16 protein-coding genes are annotated in these 22154 nt (G+C 36.6%); 1 reads left to right on the top strand and 15 read right to left on the bottom strand.

All coding sequences use genetic code 11. The features are described 5' to 3' along the window. Window positions 1–2 precede the first annotated feature (2 nt). The 3 genes from HHL23_RS04105 to HHL23_RS04095 all read right to left on the bottom strand — a co-directional run bounded on the left by HHL23_RS04105 (window position 3) and on the right by HHL23_RS04095 (window position 7620). Window positions 3–3332: a SusC/RagA family TonB-linked outer membrane protein gene (locus HHL23_RS04105; protein WP_169233549.1), complete on the bottom strand. Its 3330-nt coding sequence runs from the start codon at window positions 3330–3332 to the stop codon at window positions 3–5. A gap of 6 nt (window positions 3333–3338) precedes the next feature. Beyond that, window positions 3339–5921, bottom strand: a complete 2583-nt coding sequence (locus tag HHL23_RS04100) for a zinc-dependent metalloprotease (protein WP_169233548.1) — start codon at window positions 5919–5921, stop codon at window positions 3339–3341. Between the two features lie 112 nt (window positions 5922–6033). Continuing rightward, a complete protein-coding gene (locus HHL23_RS04095) occupies window positions 6034–7620 on the bottom strand; it encodes a histidine kinase (protein ID WP_169233547.1) in 1587 nt (528 codons plus the stop codon). Between the two features lie 988 nt (window positions 7621–8608). Between HHL23_RS04095 and HHL23_RS04090 the strand changes: the two genes are divergently transcribed. Continuing rightward, on the top strand, window positions 8609–8890 hold the full coding sequence (locus HHL23_RS04090) for a DUF3817 domain-containing protein (protein ID WP_169233546.1): 282 nt from the start codon (window positions 8609–8611) through the stop codon (window positions 8888–8890). A 47-nt stretch (window positions 8891–8937) separates the two neighbouring features. On the opposite strand, the gene HHL23_RS04085 is transcribed toward HHL23_RS04090, so the two are convergent. The 12 genes from HHL23_RS04085 to HHL23_RS04030 all read right to left on the bottom strand — a co-directional run bounded on the left by HHL23_RS04085 (window position 8938) and on the right by HHL23_RS04030 (window position 22153). Further along, entirely contained in the window at window positions 8938–10053 is a 1116-nt protein-coding gene (locus tag HHL23_RS04085) for a nuclear transport factor 2 family protein (RefSeq protein ID WP_169233545.1), read from the bottom strand. A gap of 99 nt (window positions 10054–10152) precedes the next feature. After that, on the bottom strand, window positions 10153–11193 hold the full coding sequence (locus HHL23_RS04080) for a helix-turn-helix domain-containing protein (protein WP_169233544.1): 1041 nt from the start codon (window positions 11191–11193) through the stop codon (window positions 10153–10155). Window positions 11194–11467: 274 nt separating this feature from the next. Next, complete coding sequence (locus HHL23_RS04075; protein WP_169233543.1) at window positions 11468–12580, bottom strand: hypothetical protein; 1113 nt, start codon at window positions 12578–12580, stop codon at window positions 11468–11470. An 863-nt stretch (window positions 12581–13443) separates the two neighbouring features. Beyond that, window positions 13444–13629, bottom strand: coding sequence for a hypothetical protein (locus HHL23_RS04070; protein ID WP_169233542.1), 186 nt, complete (start codon window positions 13627–13629; stop codon window positions 13444–13446). A 1081-nt stretch (window positions 13630–14710) separates the two neighbouring features. After that, a complete protein-coding gene (locus HHL23_RS04065) occupies window positions 14711–15424 on the bottom strand; it encodes a 4'-phosphopantetheinyl transferase family protein (protein WP_169233541.1) in 714 nt (237 codons plus the stop codon). Between the two features lie 55 nt (window positions 15425–15479). After that, complete coding sequence (locus HHL23_RS04060) at window positions 15480–16472, bottom strand: fumarylacetoacetate hydrolase family protein (RefSeq protein WP_169233540.1); 993 nt, start codon at window positions 16470–16472, stop codon at window positions 15480–15482. A 51-nt stretch (window positions 16473–16523) separates the two neighbouring features. Further along, window positions 16524–17348 (bottom strand): alpha/beta hydrolase, encoded by an 825-nt coding sequence (locus HHL23_RS04055; protein WP_169233539.1) that lies wholly within the window; start codon window positions 17346–17348, stop codon window positions 16524–16526. A gap of 4 nt (window positions 17349–17352) precedes the next feature. After that, complete coding sequence (locus HHL23_RS04050) at window positions 17353–18606, bottom strand: flavin-containing monooxygenase (protein WP_169233538.1); 1254 nt, start codon at window positions 18604–18606, stop codon at window positions 17353–17355. A 1-nt stretch (window position 18607) separates the two neighbouring features. After that, window positions 18608–19414: an enoyl-CoA hydratase/isomerase gene (locus HHL23_RS04045; protein ID WP_228464609.1), complete on the bottom strand. Its 807-nt coding sequence runs from the start codon at window positions 19412–19414 to the stop codon at window positions 18608–18610. Next, window positions 19401–20645: a hydroxymethylglutaryl-CoA synthase family protein gene (locus tag HHL23_RS04040; RefSeq protein WP_169233537.1), complete on the bottom strand. Its 1245-nt coding sequence runs from the start codon at window positions 20643–20645 to the stop codon at window positions 19401–19403. The genes HHL23_RS04045 and HHL23_RS04040 overlap by 14 nt, the downstream gene beginning before the upstream one ends. Continuing rightward, window positions 20629–21900, bottom strand: coding sequence for a beta-ketoacyl synthase N-terminal-like domain-containing protein (locus tag HHL23_RS04035; RefSeq protein WP_169233536.1), 1272 nt, complete (start codon window positions 21898–21900; stop codon window positions 20629–20631). The genes HHL23_RS04040 and HHL23_RS04035 overlap by 17 nt, the downstream gene beginning before the upstream one ends. Window positions 21901–21904: 4 nt before the next feature. Further along, window positions 21905–22153 carry a phosphopantetheine-binding protein gene (locus HHL23_RS04030; protein WP_169233535.1) on the bottom strand — a complete coding sequence of 83 codons (249 nt, stop codon included), beginning with the start codon at window positions 22151–22153 and terminating at the stop codon, window positions 21905–21907. Window position 22154 lies beyond the last annotated feature (1 nt).

The following is a 22154-nucleotide window of genomic DNA, read 5'->3' as shown; positions in this document are numbered from 1 at the left end:
TTTTAAAAAGAAACATTAAATCCTACTGTCACTGATTTTGCAATGGGCTGTGCATAGATATTTCCGTAAGTTTCCGGATCAAAATATCCTTTATATCCATTACTGAACACAAACAGGTTACGTCCTTCGATGCTCAGTCTCAGACTGCTGATTCCCATCGGACTGGTAAACTCTTTAGGGAGTGTATAGCCTAAACGGATGCTGCTGATTCTTACATAGCTGATCTCTTTTGCCCACACATCCAGTAAACTGTATGCATTGGAACGGTTATCGGCAAACCATTTATTGACCATCCATCCCGGATTGCTTTCCATATCAGGACTGGTGATTCCCGGAAGTGTAGTTCCGGCTTCGTAGACATCTTTTGTATAATTTCTTCCTCTGTCCAGATCCATTCCTCGGTAAGAAGGCGACCTCATCACCGTTTGCTTGAAGCTGAAAGCAGCAGAAATAGTCATATCAAAGTTGTGTACTTTGAATGTATTGATAATTCCTCCTGTGAACTTAGGATCTCGGTCTCCTACATACGTGAAAAGGCTTCTAAGCTCTTCATTGGACAGTTTGGTATCTACAAGCTGACCCGGAAGGAAATCTGCGTACACATCGTAGAGTTTGAAGAAATCTTCGGCTGATATTTTTTCATTTCCTTTCCAGAACATTGGATTTCCGTTTGCATCCATTCCTGCAGTTTTCAGTGCAAAAACGGCATTTACGGGAAGACCTTCTCTTGAAGGAAGCAAAGCGTTGTTACGAGGCTGTTCGCTAAGAACCCGGCTCTTGTTGTGGGCAAAGTTAATCGTAGTACTCCATTTGAAGTTTTCCTTATCGATGTTTCTCGTAGATAAAGCCAGTTCAAAACCTTTATTGGTCAAGCTTCCCCAGTTCATCATCGTATATTCAAACCCGGTTTCAAGCGGTGTTTCTTTCATACTGATCATGTCTGTTCCTTTTCTGCTGTAGATATCCGCTGTAAAGTTGACACGGTTCTTAAGCACTCCCAGATCAAGTCCAAAGTTGATGTTGGTTGTTTTTTCCCAACGCAGTTTATCGTTTGGAGGGCTGATGACGTTGATGATATTCTCTTTATTTTCAGGAAGAATCGTTGCATCATAATATTCACCGATAAAGAACGGTGAAGTATTACGGTCTATATTGCCCTGCAAACCGTAAGAAGCTCTTAATCTCAGGTTAGAAACAGCCGTAAGATTCTTCATGAAGTTTTCTTTCGTTACCAGCCACGAACCTGAAACCGCCCATATCGGCAGGTATTTGTATTTTTTATTAACCCCGAATAAATTGGTTCCGTCATATCTTACACTTCCGAAAAAAGTATATTTCTGGTCAAAAGTATAAGAAGCGGTCGCAAACATGGAAGCATAAGCATTCTCAACCGGTGGCATTTCACGGTACGTCTCATATCTTCTGTCCGAAGCATCGTTGGAATTTGGGAAAACGATGGCTGTCGCTTTTCGTGTTGTATCGTCATAACCGAAAGCTCGGGTCAATGTTGTATTATCTTCCGTTTTACGGATTTCTGTTCCGGCCATCAAATCAATTTCATGTCTTGAATTGATTTTTGTACTGTATGATCCCTGCAATTTCCAGTTGTACTGGAAAAAGTCATTATCCCAGTTTTGTTTTACCCCTCCGTCAGGCAGGAAATAGCGGAATGCCCCATCTTTGTAATAACGGGTCCCTTCTCTCATTTTTCTGGTGAAGTAGGTTTCCTGAGCCGCAAATTTCTCTGTTTTGTTGCTGTCATACTGCATCCCCAACTGAGAAGTAATCTTCAGGTCTTTCGTTATTTTATATTCTAAATCGAATATGGCTTTTAAAGAACGGTTCTTCAGGGTATAGCTTGTATTTTCCCTTTCTTCCAGGAAATTAAAAGGAATGTATCGGTCGGAAAAACCATCAATATCCTGGTCATACCTGTAGCTTCCGTCCGGGTTGAACGGGCTCAGGTAAGGATTGGCGTTTCTTGAATAATTGATAGGATTGATGGAGGCATCAGCATCTGTCACAAACGATTCCCGCTCACTTTGCGTTCCAAAAATAGAGATTCCTGCACTTAATTTATCACTTAGTTTATAATTGTTTTTTAAAGTCAGGTTATATCGTTTAAAACCAGTTCCGATGGTTGTTCCTTCTTCATCATAATATCCCAATGAGAAATAATAATCTGAACGGTCGCTTCCTCCTGAAACACTTAATCCATACTGCTTATTGATCGCGTTTCTGTAAAGAAGTTTCCCCCAATCTGTATTATTGCTTCTTAAACCATCCAGCTGCTGACGGGTAAATGTATTCAATGCTCCCAAACCTCCGTTTCTGTAAACATCCAGTTGCCCGTTCTTCATTAGAATTCTCATCACTTCCCCTTTATCAGCACGGTAAGTTAGGTCGGCACGGCTGGCAAGCATTAATTCCAAATCTACTTTTTCAGAAGCATTCAGAAGGTTAAGCTTGTTAAAATCCGGGCGGGATGTCACGAAGGTATCAGCTGAGAAATTGATTCTCATGGTTCCTTTTTTTCCTTTTTTAGTGGTAATAGAGATCACCCCATTGGCAGCTCGGGCTCCATAAATAGCGGTAGCCGCGGCATCTTTTAAAATGGTGATATCCTCAATATCGTTAGGGTTTAAACCTGCAATAGAAAAATTCTGTAGCTGGTCTATATTATCTTTATCGCTGAAATTAGGAACATCATTTCCTTCTAACGGAAGACCGTCTACTACCCATAGCGGATCCTGCGGACCTGAAAGAGAAGCTGTTCCTCTGATTCTGATCTTTGCAGGGCCTCCCGGAGATCCGGTTTGAGGCGTTACCACAACCCCTGCAACCTGTCCCGAAAGCATCTGGTCTACACTGGCTACACCTGCCTGGTTGATGTTATCCATCTTCACCGTAGCAACGGCAGAAGTCTGCTTACGCTTTTCAATTTTCTGATATCCGGTAATGATGACTTCCTGGATTTTATTTTTGTCTGAAACTTCAGGAGCCAGTCTTACCGTATAATTGGTCTGCCCTTCACTGATCTGAATGACCCTGGACTCATAGCCCGGATAACTTACCAATACAGACTTGGTGTCTGCAGGAATTTCCAGGATAAATTTCCCGTTACTGTCGGTTACTGTACCTACCGATACACTTTCAATAATTCCTACTAAGTCGGTCTTTGTAGAAACGGACTGGGTTTCTATCTTTACAGATGCTCCGGAGATCATAGCAGATGTATTTCCGTCTTCTATTTTTCCTGTAATGGTCTTCTTTTCCTGGGCAAATGCAATCTGAGCCGCCAAAAGAGGTAAAAGTACTAGAGTTTTTTTCATAGCTGATTATTTGTTTAAAGCCTCTTCTATTCGGATGATCAAGTCTGCATAATGAGCCCTGGAAGCTTCATCTCCTTTGTTTTTATTTCTATTTAATACGTTCAATATTTTCTGTAGTTCTGCTCTTTTATACGTAGTGACCTCAGAAACTCTTTTCATTGATGAATAGTTGATATTCCTGAGTCCGTGGTCTTCTTCATGAAAATTACAGATCATCGGAATGTTCAGTTTATTTTCTACTTTTAAAGCTTTTACTGCCGTTTTTTCAAATAATTTATTAACGGAAACAATCAAAGCATCTACATAGTTTTTCTGTGTCATCTTTTCAAGGATCGTCAGGCTTCCTTTTTTGTTGAAAACAGCTGTTCTCAACTGGCCAAACAGATCCTCTACGGTATAAATTTGTTCTTTTGAACCTGACACCTCATGTTTTAACTGGTTTTCAATCATTCTGAGCAGTCTGTCATCCATCAGCAGGGAATAAATATTGGCATACTGCATTCCTCTTGCTAACGTGTATGGAGTCTGTTCAAAGGGTCCCATCGGGGAATTTTTCACAGAATAGGTTTTCTCTGTAATCGGGTTAAAGAATAGCCATTCCGGTAGATTGACTGAATTTTTAACCAGATAATCCACCGCTCTTTTCTGAGTTTCGGCAGGTACCGCTTCATAGGCTTTTTTCTTGCTGCCAAAGACTGTATTGTCCAGATAAATTCCTCCTACATTCGCCATCACATGACCTGTGTACAGATCCCACTGCCCGACTGCCCCCATGTACAGTTTTCCTGTATCTGTGTAGGTCTTCCCGTCTTCATACGTCCACTTCAGAAGGTTGTCTACAACGATTCTTAAGTTTTTCATCCCGTATTCACTGGCCTTCATCGCATCATCCCCTAAATCTTCAGACTGGGAACGCGGATCGATGGTTTCCAGATAGCTCTGCTGTTCTCCATAAAAATACAATGGGTCATCTTCATGCTTTTCTATTAAATCTCTCAACGCCTTTTTCTCTGATGCTGCATCAGGATACCAGCGGTAGCCCCATTCAATAGCATGTTTGTCGTAAATACCTATCTTCGGGGTGATCGCTGTTACTCCATCTTCCGGCTGCGCTACGTAGTTGTATCGTGCATAATCCATAATGGAAGGTGCAGTTCCACCCATTTTATCTGTAAACTCTTTTGAACGGAGAGATTCTACAGGAAAGGCAAAGGAAGATCCCATGTTATGCTTCAGTCCGAAAGTATGTCCCACTTCATGGGATGATACAAAACGGATCGCCTCGCCCATCTGCTCATCGCTGAATACGTTTCCTCTGGCTTTAGGATCTATAGGTCCTGTCTGAATTCTCATCCATTCCTGAAGAGAAGTCATCACGTTGTGCCACCAGATGATATCCGATTCAATAATTTCACCGCTTCTCGGATCTACCACTGAAGGTCCCATGGCATTTGATTTGGGTGAAGCCACATAGGTAATCACCGAATATCTTACATCATCAATGTCAAAATCCTTATCGTTCTCATCCGGCATTTTTGCAATGACTGCATTTTTAAAACCTGCCTTTTCAAAAGCGGCCTGCCAGTCGAAAACTCCTGCAATGATTTTCTCACGCCACTGGATAGGCGTTGCAGGATCTATATAATAAATGATCGGCTTCTTGGGTTCTACCAACTCGCCTCTTACATACTTTTCTTTATCTTCATCTTTAGGTTCCAAACGCCATCTGGTGATGAACTGTTTTTCATCCATCTTCTGCTGACGGTCGTTGAATGCCCAATGTTTTTCACTGAAAAAACCAACTCTTGCGTCTCCAATTCTCGGCTGCATCGGTATTTTTGAAAGCAACACCAGATTGGTAGTGACTCCAAGGGTTACCGGCAGATCTACTCCTCCTTCATTGACGGATGTAGTCAGCTGGGATTTTACAACCAGGTTCTGAGGAAAGGTTTTTACGCCTTCGATGTAGGAAAGGTTTGACTTTACAGATCCTCCAAGGCCTACATTGGCCAAAACATCATTAAAGCTTTTCTGATTTCCGTCAAAAATCTTATTGACTTTAATGGCTACAGACGTAGAGTCGTTGTTCTGGGCTTCAATATCAAAAACCTCAATCACAGATTCTGAAAAGTTGTCTTTTACAGATTTTGTGATCACATCGTTTTTAGGCGATGATACCTGTGGAACCACCGTTTTCACCCATACTTTTTTGGCTACTGCATCTCGGTGAAAAGAAATGACCTTGTTTTCATAGTTCATTCCTTTATTCAAGCCGGCTTCGTTCACCTGCATTGGTACCTGAGACAGTTTATTGACCACCAAAAACTGACGCCCCATTAAACTGTCGGGAATTTCAAAATACACATCGGTTTTTACCTGGATGGTATTGAAAAGGCCTTTTTTGTAGGTTCCTTTTTTAATCAGATCATCAATTTTCTTTGCTTTTTTTGATGAAACATCTGTTTTTTCCGATTTTTCTTTATCTGTTTTTAATGTGTCTTTTTTCTGTGCCAGTACTCTAGGTGAGGCTAACGCCAGCCCTAAGTACAGTGCAAGTCTGTAGTTCTTCATTACCATAGTCCGATTCATTCCAAATTATTAGATATCTCAGTTTCAGCTCACAAAACTATACGTAAAGAAATAATATCAACAGCGTTAGGGAGTGAGAGGCAGTATTTCGGGAGTGAATGGATTTCATTTTTTATTCTAATAATGGTAAAATGCATATGAAATACTCACCATCTACAGAAATATTAACAGAATTCTTTTTAAAAAAATCATAAACCTGATTCAAATAGTCAATTCCGAATTTGGCTCCCTGAACGTCTTCATCCGTTTTGGGCTGCCAGGTATTCTTCACTGTGATCTCTTCGTCTTCCACAGTGATGAGAATGTCCAATGGATGATCTATGGTCGCGATATTGTGTTTTATAGCGTTTTCCACCAGCATCTGAAGAGACAGGTACGGAATACGCTTTTCCAGGCTTTTGGGATTATGAACGATCAGATCAAAGGTCAATTCTTCATCAAACCTGCTTTTGAGAAGCTCCATATACTGCTGGATAAACTTGATTTCCTGCGCTACAGGCACTATATTTTCCTGTGGCGGTACGATAAGGTATCTGTAGATCTTGGAGAGATTCATGGTAAACCGCTGTGCATTGTCTCTATTGATCCCGATGAGCATATAAAGGGAGTTTAGCGAGTTAAAGAGGAAGTGCGGATTGATATTGTTTTTAAGCTGCTGAAGCTGGTGCAGGGCTTCTACCCTATGCATTTTCTCATTCTCAACGAGCAGCAGGTTTTTCTCGGACTGTATCTTTTCTTTTTCTTTATACGCCATGTTGGCAGCCCTGTGAAATAGGATAAAAACCGCTACGATAAGGAATAAAGCCGCCAGAAAAATATAAACGGTATACATTTTTGTATTGCTGACACTTTCATCGATCAGGAAATTCACGTGGTTGACCACAGCATAGCCATCAAAATTATCTGTTTTCAATGGTTTTACGAAGCGGGTTACTTCCAGATTGAGATACTCAGAAACCCCGATTCCTTCGGTGTAACCGGATTTTGTGGTACTGCATAAGGTATCTTTTGGCTGGATATCCGTAAAATCGAAGATATTTTTTCCTAAATATTTCTTTTCCGGATGGGAAATGCAGATGCCTTCTTTGGTGAAAACATAGGCGTAATTGTTCAGGGTTTTATCAATATTGGAGAAATATTCGTGAAGGTCGTTCAGGCTTACCGCAGAACCGTAATAAAGCACATTTTTCCTCGGTAACACCAGCGAATCATAGCTTACCCAATAGGTTGTGTCTTTGCGAGTGGTCAGAAAATCCCTGAAATGGCCGGATCTGTTGTTTTCTATTCTGGTATACCTTGCGTCTGCTGATTTCTTTGTGAGCACGTCTGATAAAGTAGTGTTGCTTACAGATTTCCCGGAAGCAGCATCGTAGTAGGAATACCAGCTGTAGGGCAACAGGCTCCCTTTCGTGTTCATATTATTTAAGACGGAAGAATATTCCTTATAGTTTTTCAACCCGTCTTTCTGAATGAGGGCACGCAGGAGGTACTGGTATTCTTCTATATTTCTGAATTCTTTCTCCAGCGTTTCGTATTTCTGAAAAAAGGTTTTCTTAGCAAATCCTTCATTGTTTTTCCGGCTGTCACGGGTAATGAGGAAACTCAGAACTGCGAAGGCAACCACCGCAATGAAACAGGCCGACAAAGCTGCTATATAAATAGATTTCTGGGCTAATATCTGTTTAAAATTAGTATTCATTTCTTTCCTTCTTCTTTGTCATTATATTCAATGATCAAACTATTAGAATCTTATGATAAGATTCTTCTTATGCACCCAAAGGATGCATTTTTTGTGATGTGATTTTGTAAGGTGTGATTTTTATATATTCTTTTGTCTTGAAATCAAAGATTCGATATGGTCAAACAAAAGAACCAATAGTTCAAGACTAGAATCTTCCGCTAAAATTTCCTAAGCCAATAAGATCAATTAAGGATCATCTTTTGGTTATAAATCCATAAAACAGGATGCTTAATTTTTTAACGCAAAGTTTGATTCTGATCCTGCATATTGTAAAGGATGCAAAGAGGGAATCAATTGCATTGATTCGATTAAGCGGACGTTTTATCTGTATGCTTCATCAGCGGCTATGCAGAATTCTACTCCGTCTGATCTCCAAAAAGTTACATCCTGTCTCCGTGACTTTTTTGCATAAAAAAGTTCCATTAGCGCTCTAATGGAATTAGTTTTTTCAGCAGAGATGGGGAGGATTACTGTTGAGCACCTAAAGCCCCTTTTAACCTTTATTTGATACCATTAAAAATTAAGTTGCAAATATACTATAAAATATTGAAAGCTTCTTTTAGTGAACGTTGCTAAAATCAAATAAATGTCCATCAAAAACCGCTTCTTATATCACCAGACCGATTATTCTAACCTTTTCCTGCAACTTCCCCTACTTACTTCTCAGTGAAGAGAGGGATTAGAAACTCTCTTGTAAGAGCTCATAGATACTATTTCTATAATATGAATCTAAAAGTGCCATCAAACAAACATTTCTAACTAAAGATTAAGCATTAAATAAGATCTTCTAATCATGATTTCCCACAGGAACCATTTCATCAATTCCATTCTTCATCGAAGTAAAATAACCATGATCACATCTGGCAGGAGGATTCCGGTTGTCTATTCCAATGGAATAAGCTATTATTGTCTAAAAAAATAATCTTTTGATAATATAATTATTCAGATGATCAATATATACCGTAAAACAGCTTTAATTGGAGGGCTTTCCTATCTGATTCTGCTCTTCATTGCAATGCCTTTAAAATACTTTTTCAATATACCGGAAGGGGTAAAATATTTTGGCTGGATCCATGGAGTTTTGTTTCTTGTATTTCTGATAGCGCTCCTGCTAGCCGCAATAAAATACAGGTGGAATTTAAAAAGAATCTTGTTGTATTTAATAGCTTCGGTACTCCCGTTTGTCCCATTTATCCTAGATAAAAGTCTGAAAAAAGAATATTCATAAAACGAGATGGTAGTTCCCTGTTCATATCTTACTATTGATCAATTATCCTAATTATTTTTCTCAATCAATTCAATAATTTTTAGAGCAACACCATTTGATGATTGAAAATTTTGTCCTGTAACAATTCTACCATCTTGTTCAACGTGAGATACATTTCCCTTTGAAAATTTAAAAGTTCCCCCTCTTTCTTCTATTGTCTTCTGAATTAAGAATGGAAAGTGTTTAAAATATTCACCATCTTGTTTTTCAAAAGAATCAGGATAACCACTTATTGTTTTTCCTTGAACTAAGAATTTACCGTTTTTAGTTTTCAAGTTGACAATCCCCGCCGTTCCGTGACATACCGAAGAAATAATACCCTTATTATCTTCATATACCTGCATAGCAATGCGTTGAATCGCTGAATTTTCAGGAACATCATACATGGCACTTCCGCCCCCGATATAATGAACTGCTTTGTAAGTTTTATAATTAATTTCTTCGGGGTTCATCGTATGTTCTAGGGCATACATAAAGTCTCGATTATATAAATATTGTTTTTGCAAGCTGTCAGAGGTATTGATATAGGCTAAAGGAATAGCACCACCCTTTGGGCTTACAAAATCAACGGTATACCCTGAATTAACAAAAGTATCATAAGCATTTACGATTTCGGCAAAGCTATTTCCTGTTGAAATGGTGGAGCTTCCGTAATAATGGGCATTGGAAACAATGAATAATATTCTTTTTCCGGATTTATTGCTTGCTTTGCTGCTTGCAGATTTACTAATTATTTTCCATTCTCCCTGAATTTTTTTCAGCAAGAACATATCCATAAATTCCTGTTTTTTTTCAGGAATGAGAATTTCGGCTTTTGCAATAGCAATATCATTATAAAATTCTATCGAGAGGATTTTTCCTAAACGACCGTTAAATACTCCTTTACTCCCTTTTTGAAACCAGGAAACATATTCTGAAATTGGAACAATCCATAAAGGTTTTTCTTTGTGGCTTAGAAAAAGATTGGCTTCAGAATAAAAAGCCTTACTGATATTGTCAGGCTTATTATAGGATGTGCCCTCAATATAGTTTTGAATACAATTCTTAATCAGAGATTGTTCCGATTGTGAAAAACATAAATTGGATAGTAATGCAAACAGGATTGCAAGAAAGATTTTTTTCATAAACTTAGGATTTGGTCGTTTTAAAAATGTTTCTCAAAATTATATTGATTCTTTTTTAAATCATTCCAAGTTTATGAATATGGAGTCCCAATGTATATTTTAGGAGTAGAAATTATCTTTTTGATAATTTGAAGGCGTAGTTCCTGTGATTTTTTTAAATGAACTATAAAAGGTACTGGTTGAATTAAACCCAGATTCAAAACCCACAGCATCTATTTTGAACTGAGTCCTTTCTTTTAATAACCGTTTTGCTTCATCAATTCGATATTCATTGATGAACTGAGTAAAACTTTTCTTCAGATTGTCATTAATAAATTGTGACAGCAATTGAGGGCGAATATTTAATTCTTTTGCTAAAATTGATAATGTAAGATCGGGATTAGTATACATTTTTCTTGTTTCAAAAAGGATACTTATTTGTTCATGAATTTCTTTTACTAATTTTTCATCTATTTTGTTGATGTATTTTTCTTTATGAGTCACTGAAACTGATGTTTTGCTTTTTACATAATAAATCAAAAGGAAGGAAATGTAAAAGCTGAAGGAAAAAGCCAGAGATCCGGAAATATAGGATGTATATTTAGCTAAAGTATACGAAAGCCAAATGGCAGAAACACCAAAAATAACGGACAATATCCAAGTTTCGTGATAGCTAATTTGGTTGCGGTTAGCTACCAACTTCTTGAAAATCTGTCTGGCTTCATAAATAGATAATACAATAAAAATAAACCATTGAATATTGATGAAGTAATAAATTATTCCTTTCCATATTGCAGGGTTCTCCTTGTATGGAAAAAGAAAACCAAACAAGCTTATGATTATAATTGTTAGTGTGAGACTATATTTTGCAAAAGAATAATTAAGATTTTGCAATATTGATCTAACATAAAAATATAACAGAGGACCAATTAAAAAACAAGCTGACAAACCTATTTGCAAATACGTTTTTGACAACTGCGGATTAAAATTATAAAATACAGACTTTCCTATCCTTACACTTAAAGACAATAATAGAAGCCCCAGAAACAAATCAGATTTAGTTTTATTGTGCTTGAAGAATAAAAAATAAAAACTCAAAACAACACTATTAAAAACACCTAGAGCACTTAAAAAAAATAATATTTGATTGTCAATATTCATTAGTTGGAAAATACTTTCTTTTTAGGATTGTTTGCCGTTCACTTAAATATACCTGCTAAACTGGTTGAGTAAGTTTTTTACAATACTACATAAAAATATCAATAGGATAAGTAAGTTTTTTTCATAAAGAGAACATTACGATCTCATCTGTTAAGATCCTATTTTCTTTTAGTAGAAGTCTCTTTAGGTAGTCCGTCAACAGTACAGTCAATAGTTTTCAATACTACCGCAATGTCAGCAAACGGATGTTAGCCATCGTTTTTTGTTAAAAATTTTATTTCTTTAATTCCATTTGAATAGTGTCCTTGTAAAAAATCATTTTCCATTGCATTGAGTTATTTCTAAAATTGTTAATCTGAACAGGAATTGTATCAGGTTTATTTGGATTCTTTTCGTAAGATATAACCTTAAAATTCTGTTCTTTACCATCGTGATGATATTTCATAAATAGTGAAGTACTATCCACATACATATATGGATTCGGACAATAATACATTTTTCCTCTTTCTTCAATATAAATTGTTTTCCAAGCCAAAGTATCTTGTTGCCAATGATTTTCTTTAACCAATTTTCCATTACGTGTCATCGATGTGACCTTCCATTTTCCAAAATATTTTTTTGAAAGGTGAACGTCATAATTATAGTAAATAACAAACAATAAAGGAATTAGAATACATAACACACGAGCGATTGAACGTGAAAAATTATTACCAATTGATGGCAGTATATTTTTGTGTTGATTAAAGAAGTTTATTATATTAACTTTTTGCTGTAAAAATAGATTAACTAAGCCTAATGTTATTAGGATAGATGTAAATAAGGTAATGGGTCCAATACTATAAAAAACATTAATCAAAACAATGTTCAGCATTACAGGTAAAAGTATTGTAATGCCTAATAAAGTTGTACGTTTGAATAACAAAAGAATACCACCAATTATTTGAAAAAATGCCAAAATTACAGCAAGTCCGTAAGAAAATCCATAATATTTCCAAGTTAATTCCGGACCCGTTAATACGCTTGATAAAGAATCATTTATATGATATGAATAATTAAAGTTAACTTCAAATATTTTCTGAAAGCCAAAATCCAATAGTAGAAATGCAATCCAATAACATAACAATGTTGAAAGCCAGGAAATATATTTTATAGAGTTAAAAGTTCCATTATTTTCTTTTCTGTGCCAATAAAAAGAAAAACCAATTGAGAATAGTATTGCCAATCCTAATGTGAAAAATCCTACAGGAAATATAAACTTTGAAATTTTATAAGGTAAAAGAGGTAAGATTATAAAAAGAGCAGTATTTGTAGTACCAACAATTGCTAAAAACGATAATGAAAATTTCGAAAACCATTTTGTATTATTTATTACTTCGGCTGAATTCATAGATTTTTTAAATTAATATTTTTTGGTTTCTGCTATTACAAAATGATGCCTGACATTATTTTTAACGAAACAAAAGATATAATAACTTCGTGAAAAAAACACCTATATCCATATTTCGTTAAATTGGTCGCTAATATAATTATTTATTTACGAATTAGATACTTAATAAAAAAACTTTCATGGATACCAAAGATCATTAGTAGGAGCTCTAAAAAATATACGAATTGGGAGGCAATCAAAACTCGAATAAAATTACCTTTATCTAAATGGAAAATAAGTCAGTTACCCGCCTTTTTCTGGATCCATTATTTTTGAGTGTTTTTGAAAATTTTAGCTATACCAAACAAAAAACCTGCAATTTTAACTAATTGCAGGTTTTGATACCTTTTTAAGCACTTTTTGAGTTTTACTCTTGCTTTTCAGCGGAGAGAGAGGGATTCGAATTCCTTTCTTAGATCCGCATGGATATAATATTTTAAACAGATCATAAATCAGGGTATCCTAATTTATCCCTTGAAAATTGTTATAAATTGATTCATTTATACTTTTCAAATATAATAATTATAATTCAAAAACTAGTATAAATATTCTGTCTTGTTAAATGTAATAACTCCTATATTCGTAACCATATAAGTCTTTTAAAATATTGATTTATTACCGGGTACTACTCCATTACCCTTCATTCACTTTATCATGTTAAATAATATTTTCACAGGAAAATGGGTAAATTTTTACTGTTACTTTTTCATATTTCATCGGGAGTATATATAGTTCCATCAGGGCTCCATTTCATTATGCCAGAGGTTATAGTTGTATTGAAATTCTCACCATGATATCTTTTAGACAGTCGATGCCATTTCTCATTAACTGCTATATAATATAAAAGCCCCCTCAACAAATTGTCGGATATTATCTGAAATATATTCATCACTTGCAAACCTCTCTTCTTTTAATTGAATAAATCCTTTTTGCAATTGTTCTATTTCATCACATAATTTATCTTGTGCCGCCCATTCAACAAGTTCTGTGCTTAATTGTTCGTTATACATAGGATAACATTTAAATTCAAGAACATTCTTGAATTTACGAAGGTAAAATTGCAGGGGTTCTTGATCTGTCGCAATATTTGTCGGGGTGCTTTGTTCATTTAGTTAGTTCAAGTGTATTCATGGTTTTATTGTTTTTTTTAATTTCACATAAGAATAAGATTTATTTGTAAAATTCCGCATCCATTAACCACTGGTAAACAGTTCAATAGCATTTAAAAGGTGTATTAAAAAATATATGAATATATTTTCATTGACAGAATGTCTGCTTCTAAAAATGCAGTTCAATCTATAATTTGATCCTTAAAGTCTCGAATAACCTGCTTCTTATAGGCAACAGTTTTGGAGATTTTAATTTCAAGATTTTCACTTTCAGTTATCAGCGATTGACATTGATTTAAATAATCGGCAATGTATTTAGATTGGCAATTTTATTGTCCGTATAGGCGAGAGAAGGAATTGAAACCTAGAAGGTTTACCTTCCTATTTATTGGGTAGCAAATTTTCATAGATTATAATTTGATGTTTTCTCTAGTTTTAGTTTAGTACTAAAGTAAAAAATTATTTGGCCCCACCTAATTGTATTTCACGTAAATATAATATCAGCATAGCAATCGCCTACATCATTGAATTAATAGAGGATTAAAAGTTTAGAAAAGTTTTAATTTATGTATAAAATTCGGAATTTATTCGAAGAGAATACCTCAAGGCTTGCCTCGGGGTATTCTCTTCGATGTTTTTGAATTAATAAAGAGTGTATTCCGGCAATCTGAGCTTTTTCAAATATGCTTCCAATCTGCAATGACCACCTTTGGTGTCAATAATTTGTTTTATGAGCTACGTTTTTTAATCTAAAGAAATTGGCGCGAAAGTAATAGATTTTCCACTTAACTCTAATTTACTATATAAAAAAGATATAAATTACAATCACTAACTTTAAAACATTAGTCATTTCTTTATCATTTAAAAACCTAAAAATACACAAGACAGGTACTTACCTGTCTTGTGGAAAAATTTTATTTTAAAAATAACATTGTTTTTTAGTTACATAAATGATTCTAATACTCTTAACTATCTTTGAATATTACAAAAATTTGGTATTTATTGAGGAGAGTACATCTATCAAATTATCTTTAAATCTCATCATGTAATTTAACTCTATATCTGATTTGGCGGGAATAACAACCGAACACACATGGGTATCTGTTTTAAATAAAATACCTTTGTATTGGCTGAAATTTTTAAAGTGACATTCCCATAAATCATTTGTAAGGGGTCTAAATTCCTTTAAAGCCAAGAATTTAAAGTCAAGAGTTAAGCCTGTATTTAGAATTTTTGATAATGCCTCCATAGCACTCCAATACATAAAAACTCCTTCAGTTTCAGTTATATCGGGAAAGTAATCATGACCATCAAGTGTAACAAATCGCTTTATTAAGGTAGTTTTTTTATGATCTATTTCCTCAATATCAATTCCAACAGGATGTTCTTCAGGAAAAGCCAATGCTACTCCCAAGTTAGAACTATGTGAAATACTTACCTGTATGTTTTCAGATAATCCAGCTACAACAGGGAATCCAAAAACACCATGTCCAATACTTATAGAGTTAAATTGGATATTAGGTAATAAATCAGAGATAGCCAGTTTTGCCGAAATCCTTCCTAAAATATAACTTATTTTTCTCTTTTCAAATTTGAAGTCATTATATTCTTTTTCTTCCCGTTCACTTAATAAATATACTAATTTGTTTAAAGATGATAAATCTCCTATAATTAAAGAATAACCAATAGTATACATGTCATCCTTTCTAAATAAAGGAAAATTCCCACTAACAAAATAGGATTCCATAATGCTAACCTGGAAAGTATTGAACTACTTTTTGCTTTATTTTTCCAAAAACAGACCCCCCATCTTTGTCAAGCATTTCTATTTCTATGGTATCTCCAAATTTCATGTAAGGGGTTTCTGGAGCACCATTTTTTATAGTTTCCAAACATCGTACTTCTGCCAAACAACTCGAGCCGTCATAACTACCACTGTTAGCAACTGTTCCAGAACCAATGATTGTACCCGCAGTTAGAGATCTTGTTTTTGAAACATGCTCAATTAAACGTGCAAAATCGAATGTCATATCAACTCCGGCATTAGGAGATCCTATTTTTGTTTCGTTTAACGTAGAAATCAATGGTAAATGAACTTTTGCTCCATCCCATGAATCACCTAATTCATCGGGAGTAACAGCAACGGGAGAAAAACTCGTCCACGGTTTCGACTGGTAAAATCCGAATTGTTTGCCCAATTCGTTTGGAATCAAATTACGCAGTGTTACATCATTTACCAACATAACCAGTTTGATATGTTTGTGAGCCTGGGCTGTTTTTGTTCCAGCTGGAACATCATCAGTTATAACAGCAACCTCAGCTTCAAAATCTATTCCCCATTCTTCGTTTTCTACTAAAATATCATCACTTGGGCCAATAAAAGCGTCCGAAGCCCCCATATAAACCAGCGGATCTAACCAAAAAGAGGCTGGCAGCTCTGCTCCACGCGCTTTCCTTACCAATTCAACATGTGTTACATAAGCACTTCCATCTACCCAATGGTATGCTCGGGGAATTGGTGACATTATGTGAGCTGTTGAAAAGTCAAACGTATTCTCCAATACACCATTTTCGAGATCTGCTGCAACTTGACGTAGTTGAGGTTCAACAACATTCCAGTTATCAATTGCTTCTTGCATTGTTTTGGCGATTTCAATTGTTCTAACTGCAGTTTTTAGATCTCTGCTAACAACAACCAATTGGCCATCTCTACTATTTATATCTACTACTGTTGCGAGTTTCATATTTTAGTTTTTATTATTTTATTACAATCCATTATATTTATTACAAAGTTATTACAATCTATTATTTATCCAATCTATTATCATGCTTTTTTGTCTTGTACTCCTATCACCCTGCAATAGTTCATGACCACATTTTTCAATGGTTTCATACGTTTTATCCAAAGAAGTTGATTTTTCAAATAATAATTTACTTCCAGCTGGGTTTGACAATCGATCGTTTAAATCATGAAATACTATAAATGGAACTTTCATTTGATTTATTGATTGTGGAACTGTATTCATGACGCGCATTAATTCTCCCAAAAACTTCCATTTTGCACCAATGTTAGCAACAAGTGGATCATTATTATACTCTTCAATAACCACCTTGTCTGTTGAAAGTGCTGACGCATCCAATTTGACAGAAGAACGTTTGCGTGCCAGGAGTTTTGACAGCACAAGAACAATTTTTATCTTCAGTTTTGATGCCGATGCATTTTGAATCAGTGATGGTGATGTTAAAATAATTCCACGAACAGGAGGCATTTTACCGCTTATTGAATATTTGTAAGTTATTAATCCGCCCATACTATGCCCCAATAAAAAGAGCGGTATAATCGTTCCAAGGCTTTTTATAAAATAATCGAGATCGTCAATATATTCATCAAATAACTGAATAGTGGTACGTTCTCCGGTAGATTGACCATGGCCTCTCAGATCAAAAGCAAAAACAGAAATCTGATGCTGATTAAGGTAATGTGCTATTTGTTCATACCGACCGCTATGATCAGTATAACCATGTGTTATAACAACGTTTGCAACTGGCTGTTCGACCCTCCATTGTCGTGTAAATAATTCAATAGAATCGTCTATTACGAGTTTTTTCTCTTCGTACATGTGTCTAGTTTTTTTGCGATGCGATAAGACTATCTGTTTTCTCTATGAGTTTCCTAAATCGCTTGATACAAGCTTTTGGAGTTGTTCTTAACGGATTTGTCCGTTCGCCGAGACCAGCATAGAGGACACCTACCGGTTTTGGTTCTTTTTGTTGCAATTGAATTGCTTTTAAAATCAGTTTCGCGTTGGTAAATACAATAGGGCCAATACCATTATTTGGTACTCCGGAACCTATCACATAGAATTCTTTAGCCAGTGGTGTAAAAACTCCGTGAACCAGTGCAGGTCGATTTTCTTCAATTGGGATCACGCCAGGTTCAACGATCTGATAAGAAGGTCGGTATCCTGTAGCAAAGATGATCAAATCGTATTCTTTAGACGTACCATCAACAAACAGAACATTCTTTCCTTCAAAACCTTTTATTTCCGGTTTTATAGCAAACTTACCGTGTTTCATGCTGTGAATAAAGCTCTCGTTGACCGTCGGAGGTTTGGTGAATAACTCATGTTTGGGTTTGGGGAGTCCATAATCGCGAATATCTCCGAATATTACATTGTGAGTATGTTTGATAATGCGCTTTTTAAGCCATAAAGGAACATTCATTCCAAGGTAATCTGTAATCGGTTTCTTCTTGAACATTTTCGGAATAATCCAGGGAGTATCCTTCAGACTCACATCTGTTGTTTGAGCATTCAACCCGGATTCAACGACGATATCCACCCCTGAATTTCCAGCACCTACCACCAACACATTTTTCCCTTTCAGGATTTCCGGTGTTTTGTATGCTGAAGAGTGTAGGATTTCACCTGTAAAGGTCCCTTCATAATTCGGTATTACCGGAATCCTAAACAAACCGATTGCCAGAATAATTCCCGCAAATTCTTTTTTACTCCCGTCTTTAAATTGAATGAGCCATTGATCTTCAGGCAAATTTTGGATCATCTGAATTCCTGTATTGAGTACAATGTTTTCCTCTAATCCTTTTTGTTTTACAAAATCCAGAAGATAATCCTGAATTTGTTTCTTACTTGGAAAAACAGGGAAATTTTCCGGCATTTTAAAGTCGGGAAACTCCATGACTTTCTTAGGGGTAATGGTATGCCCACTTTCGTAGACAATGTTGTACCAGTTTCCTCCGATTTGTGGATTTGAATCATAAACTACAAAATCGATCGCTGATTTTTTCAGTTCATTTGCCATGGCAAGCCCTGAAAATCCGGCACCAATAATGGCATATTTTTTCTTTGTTTCTTTCATATTACTTTCCTTCCCAGGGAAAACGCCCTGTTGATAGATAATTTTTAATTCCTGTCTGTACCTGATCTGATCCTGCTAATTCTGAAATGGTTTTTACCGCAAGTTGTTTCGTGTGTTCATCAATAATCCACAGTTTTTCCAGATAATCTTTTGCTCCCTTGATGGTTTGTGTTTCCAGTTTCGTCAGCCGAAGTAAGAGTTTACGTACTTCATTGTCCGGATCATCCGTCTTCACATCAATTAATCCGAGTTCATAGGCCCGTTCGCATGAATATAGCTGAGTAGTTAAGGTCATCATCAATGCTTTTTGATAGCCGATTCTTCTGATTAAATACGGCAGCACACATGCGGGAATCAAACCAAATAGGGCTTCTGACAAGGCAAATGTGGAACGTTCTGATGCGATGACGATATCTGATGCAGCAACAAAACCGATACCTCCTGCATTGACACGTCCATCTACTTTGGATACAATGATTTTACTTGTTGATGAGAATTGTTTCAATAATTCATAGTACTCCTCCGAATCCCTAGAAGCTAGTTTTCCCTCAACATCAGATGTTAATGCTCTGAAATCCATTCCAGTACAAAAAACGCTGTTGGTTCCTTCCAGAATAACGACCTTAATATTTGTATTTTCCTCAATTCCGGTCAATATGCCTCTCAGTTCGGACAACAAAACACTATCTATAGAATTTTGTGCTTCCGGCCGGTCAATGCGAATGGTAAGCGCATTTCCATCCTGTCTGAGTTTCACCGTAGAAAATACTGTCTGCGGAATTTCTGTCATGCCGTTATACCCACTCATATTTTCTATGAAAATCTTTGATTGCTGAAAAAACCAATTTGTTTTTTCCTTTAACATGACTAAATGGTTTTGGGAAACGATTAAAATCAATTTCCAGTTCTCTCAATCCGAACCGGATATCCTTGTTGGAATAGATCACTTCTTCGTATTCGTCCATAGTCATCACGTAACGATCGTTCAAATGCTCTCTTAAACCATATTCTCTCAATATTTCCTGTGATTTCGGAGTAACTACCCCACTGTAAAATTCAGAGCTGCATCCGGATCCGTAAGAGAATATCCCCAAACGTTTCGGAACAGAAAAATCACCGTTATCAATAGCACTTGCTAAAGCGAGATGAGCTGTAGCTCCCATGATGTTTCCAACTCGCTGACAATAATGCAGTGACGGTTCAACCCGCTGCTGAAAATCAGCTTCGATTTCATTCGGTTTAGCACGTTTGAACTTTCTCATATTGGTGCGATGTGCTCCTTTCACCATTCCACCAAATGGAGTATGGAAGACCAGATAATCAAACGAGTCTTTGTAATCGGCATTTTCAACTCTTTTTTGATACTCCAGGAACGTTTTCTCACAGCAATCAAGATATGAAAGCAAGGATAAATCCGCATTTCCGGCTTCATGGTCCGGAATTGGCCGGCAGGAATCCATCACTTCATAGCCATAGTAACCATTGGCTCCTTTATCCACTTCAAATATCAAGGGATTATCACTAATCAGCATTGCTACAGCTCCTGATCCGGAACTTGGCTCTGCATATCCCAATTCGGAAAGGCCTTCAACTACAGATGCCCGTGTTATATCTGTTGCAATTAACAGTACTTTTTTCCCCGGCGCTGCCTGCGAAAAAATGAAATTAACGGCCATCTGAAATCCAGCAGTTCCTGAATAACAGGCATTTTTCATCTCGAATAAGCGACAGTTTCTACCTAACTCCAGGTAATGATGCACATAAGTACTGAGTGATTTGCCAAAATCCAATCCTGATTCTGTACAGGTAATCACCATATCAATGGATTCCTTCTCCTCTTTACTTAAGCGATCAATGATCGGTTTTGCTGCATTTACTGCATTTGTGACCGGATCTTCATAGGGCATTGGAACCGTTTTCTCTCTCATCAGGAGGTTTTCAAAACGTTCATTATCCAAGTTTCTTCGAACTGCTAGTTCTTTTACGTTGATGGCCGCAGAGCCACAATAAACGTTCATTTTTTCAATTCCTGCTCTCATTTATTTTATTTTTTAATACTAAGGAGGTGTTGATACCTCCAAATCCATAACTATTGCTGATACACCAGCTCAATTGACACTGCTCGTTAAGGGTCTTTGCCCAGTTTATGCCACTTTTTACTGCAGAGTCAAGATTGCGTGACTTATGTACAAATCCTTCGTTCATCTGAATGACGCTTGCTACCACCTCTACCAATCCGGCAGAAGTAATACCATGACCAATCAAAGATTTCGTACTATTGACAATCGCCGAATGACATCCTGCAAGCAGCAGTGCTTCAGCTTCAGTATGATCGCCTAATGGAGATGAACTTCCATGCGAATTGACATAATCAATCTGATTACCTGATATACTAGCCATCTCCAAGGCTTTACCCATAGCAGATGCTTCACCATTCAAATCGGGATTCGGATTTCTATTGGCATCCAGAACCACTCCGTAACCCTTGATTTCTGCTAATGATGGTGTATTTCGCTTTTGCACATGTTCTGAAGATTCAAGAATAACGCATGCTGCGTTCTCTCCGAACACAAAACCTGCATGGTCTTTGTCAAAAGGACGGCACAAGCGCGCAGGATCACTATCAGCTTTCAACTTTGCCATTGCACCCATTTCGGTAAATCCTACAAATTCATAAATAGACAGGTCCATCATTGGCGCAACCACAATTACTACATCGTATTCACCTGTTTTGATCAACCGGCAGCCCTGAATCAATCCCATATTCCCGCTGGCGGAAGCTGCGCCCAAAGTATAGCCTTCTCCCTTTATGCCAATTAACTCGCTGATAGTACCAACGATATCGGTATCCAGGAAGTTGATTCCATAACTGGCAGACAAACTTTGAAGTTTCAGTCTGTACTTTTCCATGGTTTCAAATTGATTTCCTGCTTGAAAATTACTTCCACAAGCCACAATTGCTACACGTGAAAAATCAATCTGAATATCATTCAAACGGGCATTACACCAGGCATCAAGTGCAGCATAAATACCCATTTGAATTCCTTTTGAAATATTTCTCAGGCGAATTGCCTTTTTAAAAAGCTCATCATTTGAAGGATGTTGCTGGAAACATCTTTTGATGTCCAAATCCGGATTTTGTGCTATTGGAAATTTGAACTGCTGACTTTCCAATTTCAGGGTGACAGAAGTATAGTTCGTATGTCCTTTCTTCAGACCCTCTGTAAACTCAGCAATTCCAACCCCAATTGGAGTAACTGCACTTATTCCAGTTATTTCAACAGAAATACTCATATACTTAGTTTAATTCCTTACGCTTTTGCGCAATCAGATCCGCCAGCTCACTGATCGTTTTTGCATTCACAAAGTCAATTCTTGAAATGTCTAATCCAATACGCTCCAGAGTCAATGTAATTAATTCTCCGCGGTCAAGGGAATTTGCTCCCAGGTCAACAAACGTTTCTTCGCTTGAAAATGATTCGTCCTCCAATTCAGGCATGATTTCGATTAAATTTTCGCGGATTACTGCTTCTAGTTCTTCTTTCATT

Source organism: Chryseobacterium antibioticum (assembly GCF_012927325.1).
Taxonomy (GTDB): domain Bacteria; phylum Bacteroidota; class Bacteroidia; order Flavobacteriales; family Weeksellaceae; genus Chryseobacterium; species Chryseobacterium antibioticum.
The sequence above is the reverse complement of the archived record's forward strand: the minus strand, read 5'-3'. Positions and strand labels throughout refer to the sequence as shown.

Excerpts from the sequence above, each read along its gene's own strand:
- HHL23_RS04105 (WP_169233549.1), bottom strand. The coding sequence starts at position 3,332 with ATGAAAAAAACTCTAGTACTTTTACCTCTTTTGGCGGCTCAGATTGCA.
- HHL23_RS04030 (WP_169233535.1), bottom strand. The coding sequence starts at position 22,153 with ATGAAAGAAGAACTAGAAGCAGTAATCCGCGAAAATTTAATCGAAATC.
- HHL23_RS04035 (WP_169233536.1), bottom strand. The coding sequence starts at position 21,900 with ATGAGTATTTCTGTTGAAATAACTGGAATAAGTGCAGTTACTCCAATT.
- HHL23_RS04075 (WP_169233543.1), bottom strand. The coding sequence starts at position 12,580 with ATGAATTCAGCCGAAGTAATAAATAATACAAAATGGTTTTCGAAATTT.
- HHL23_RS04085 (WP_169233545.1), bottom strand. The coding sequence starts at position 10,053 with ATGAAAAAAATCTTTCTTGCAATCCTGTTTGCATTACTATCCAATTTA.
- HHL23_RS04045 (WP_228464609.1), bottom strand. The coding sequence starts at position 19,414 with ATGAGTGGGTATAACGGCATGACAGAAATTCCGCAGACAGTATTTTCT.
- HHL23_RS04095 (WP_169233547.1), bottom strand. The coding sequence starts at position 7,620 with ATGAATACTAATTTTAAACAGATATTAGCCCAGAAATCTATTTATATA.
- HHL23_RS04055 (WP_169233539.1), bottom strand. The coding sequence starts at position 17,348 with ATGTACGAAGAGAAAAAACTCGTAATAGACGATTCTATTGAATTATTT.
- HHL23_RS04065 (WP_169233541.1), bottom strand. The coding sequence starts at position 15,424 with ATGTATACTATTGGTTATTCTTTAATTATAGGAGATTTATCATCTTTA.
- HHL23_RS04100 (WP_169233548.1), bottom strand. The coding sequence starts at position 5,921 with ATGAATCGGACTATGGTAATGAAGAACTACAGACTTGCACTGTACTTA.
- HHL23_RS04070 (WP_169233542.1), bottom strand. The coding sequence starts at position 13,629 with ATGTATAACGAACAATTAAGCACAGAACTTGTTGAATGGGCGGCACAA.
- HHL23_RS04040 (WP_169233537.1), bottom strand. The coding sequence starts at position 20,645 with ATGAGAGCAGGAATTGAAAAAATGAACGTTTATTGTGGCTCTGCGGCC.
- HHL23_RS04080 (WP_169233544.1), bottom strand. The coding sequence starts at position 11,193 with ATGAATATTGACAATCAAATATTATTTTTTTTAAGTGCTCTAGGTGTT.
- HHL23_RS04060 (WP_169233540.1), bottom strand. The coding sequence starts at position 16,472 with ATGAAACTCGCAACAGTAGTAGATATAAATAGTAGAGATGGCCAATTG.
- HHL23_RS04050 (WP_169233538.1), bottom strand. The coding sequence starts at position 18,606 with ATGAAAGAAACAAAGAAAAAATATGCCATTATTGGTGCCGGATTTTCA.
- HHL23_RS04090 (WP_169233546.1), top strand. The coding sequence starts at position 8,609 with ATGATCAATATATACCGTAAAACAGCTTTAATTGGAGGGCTTTCCTAT.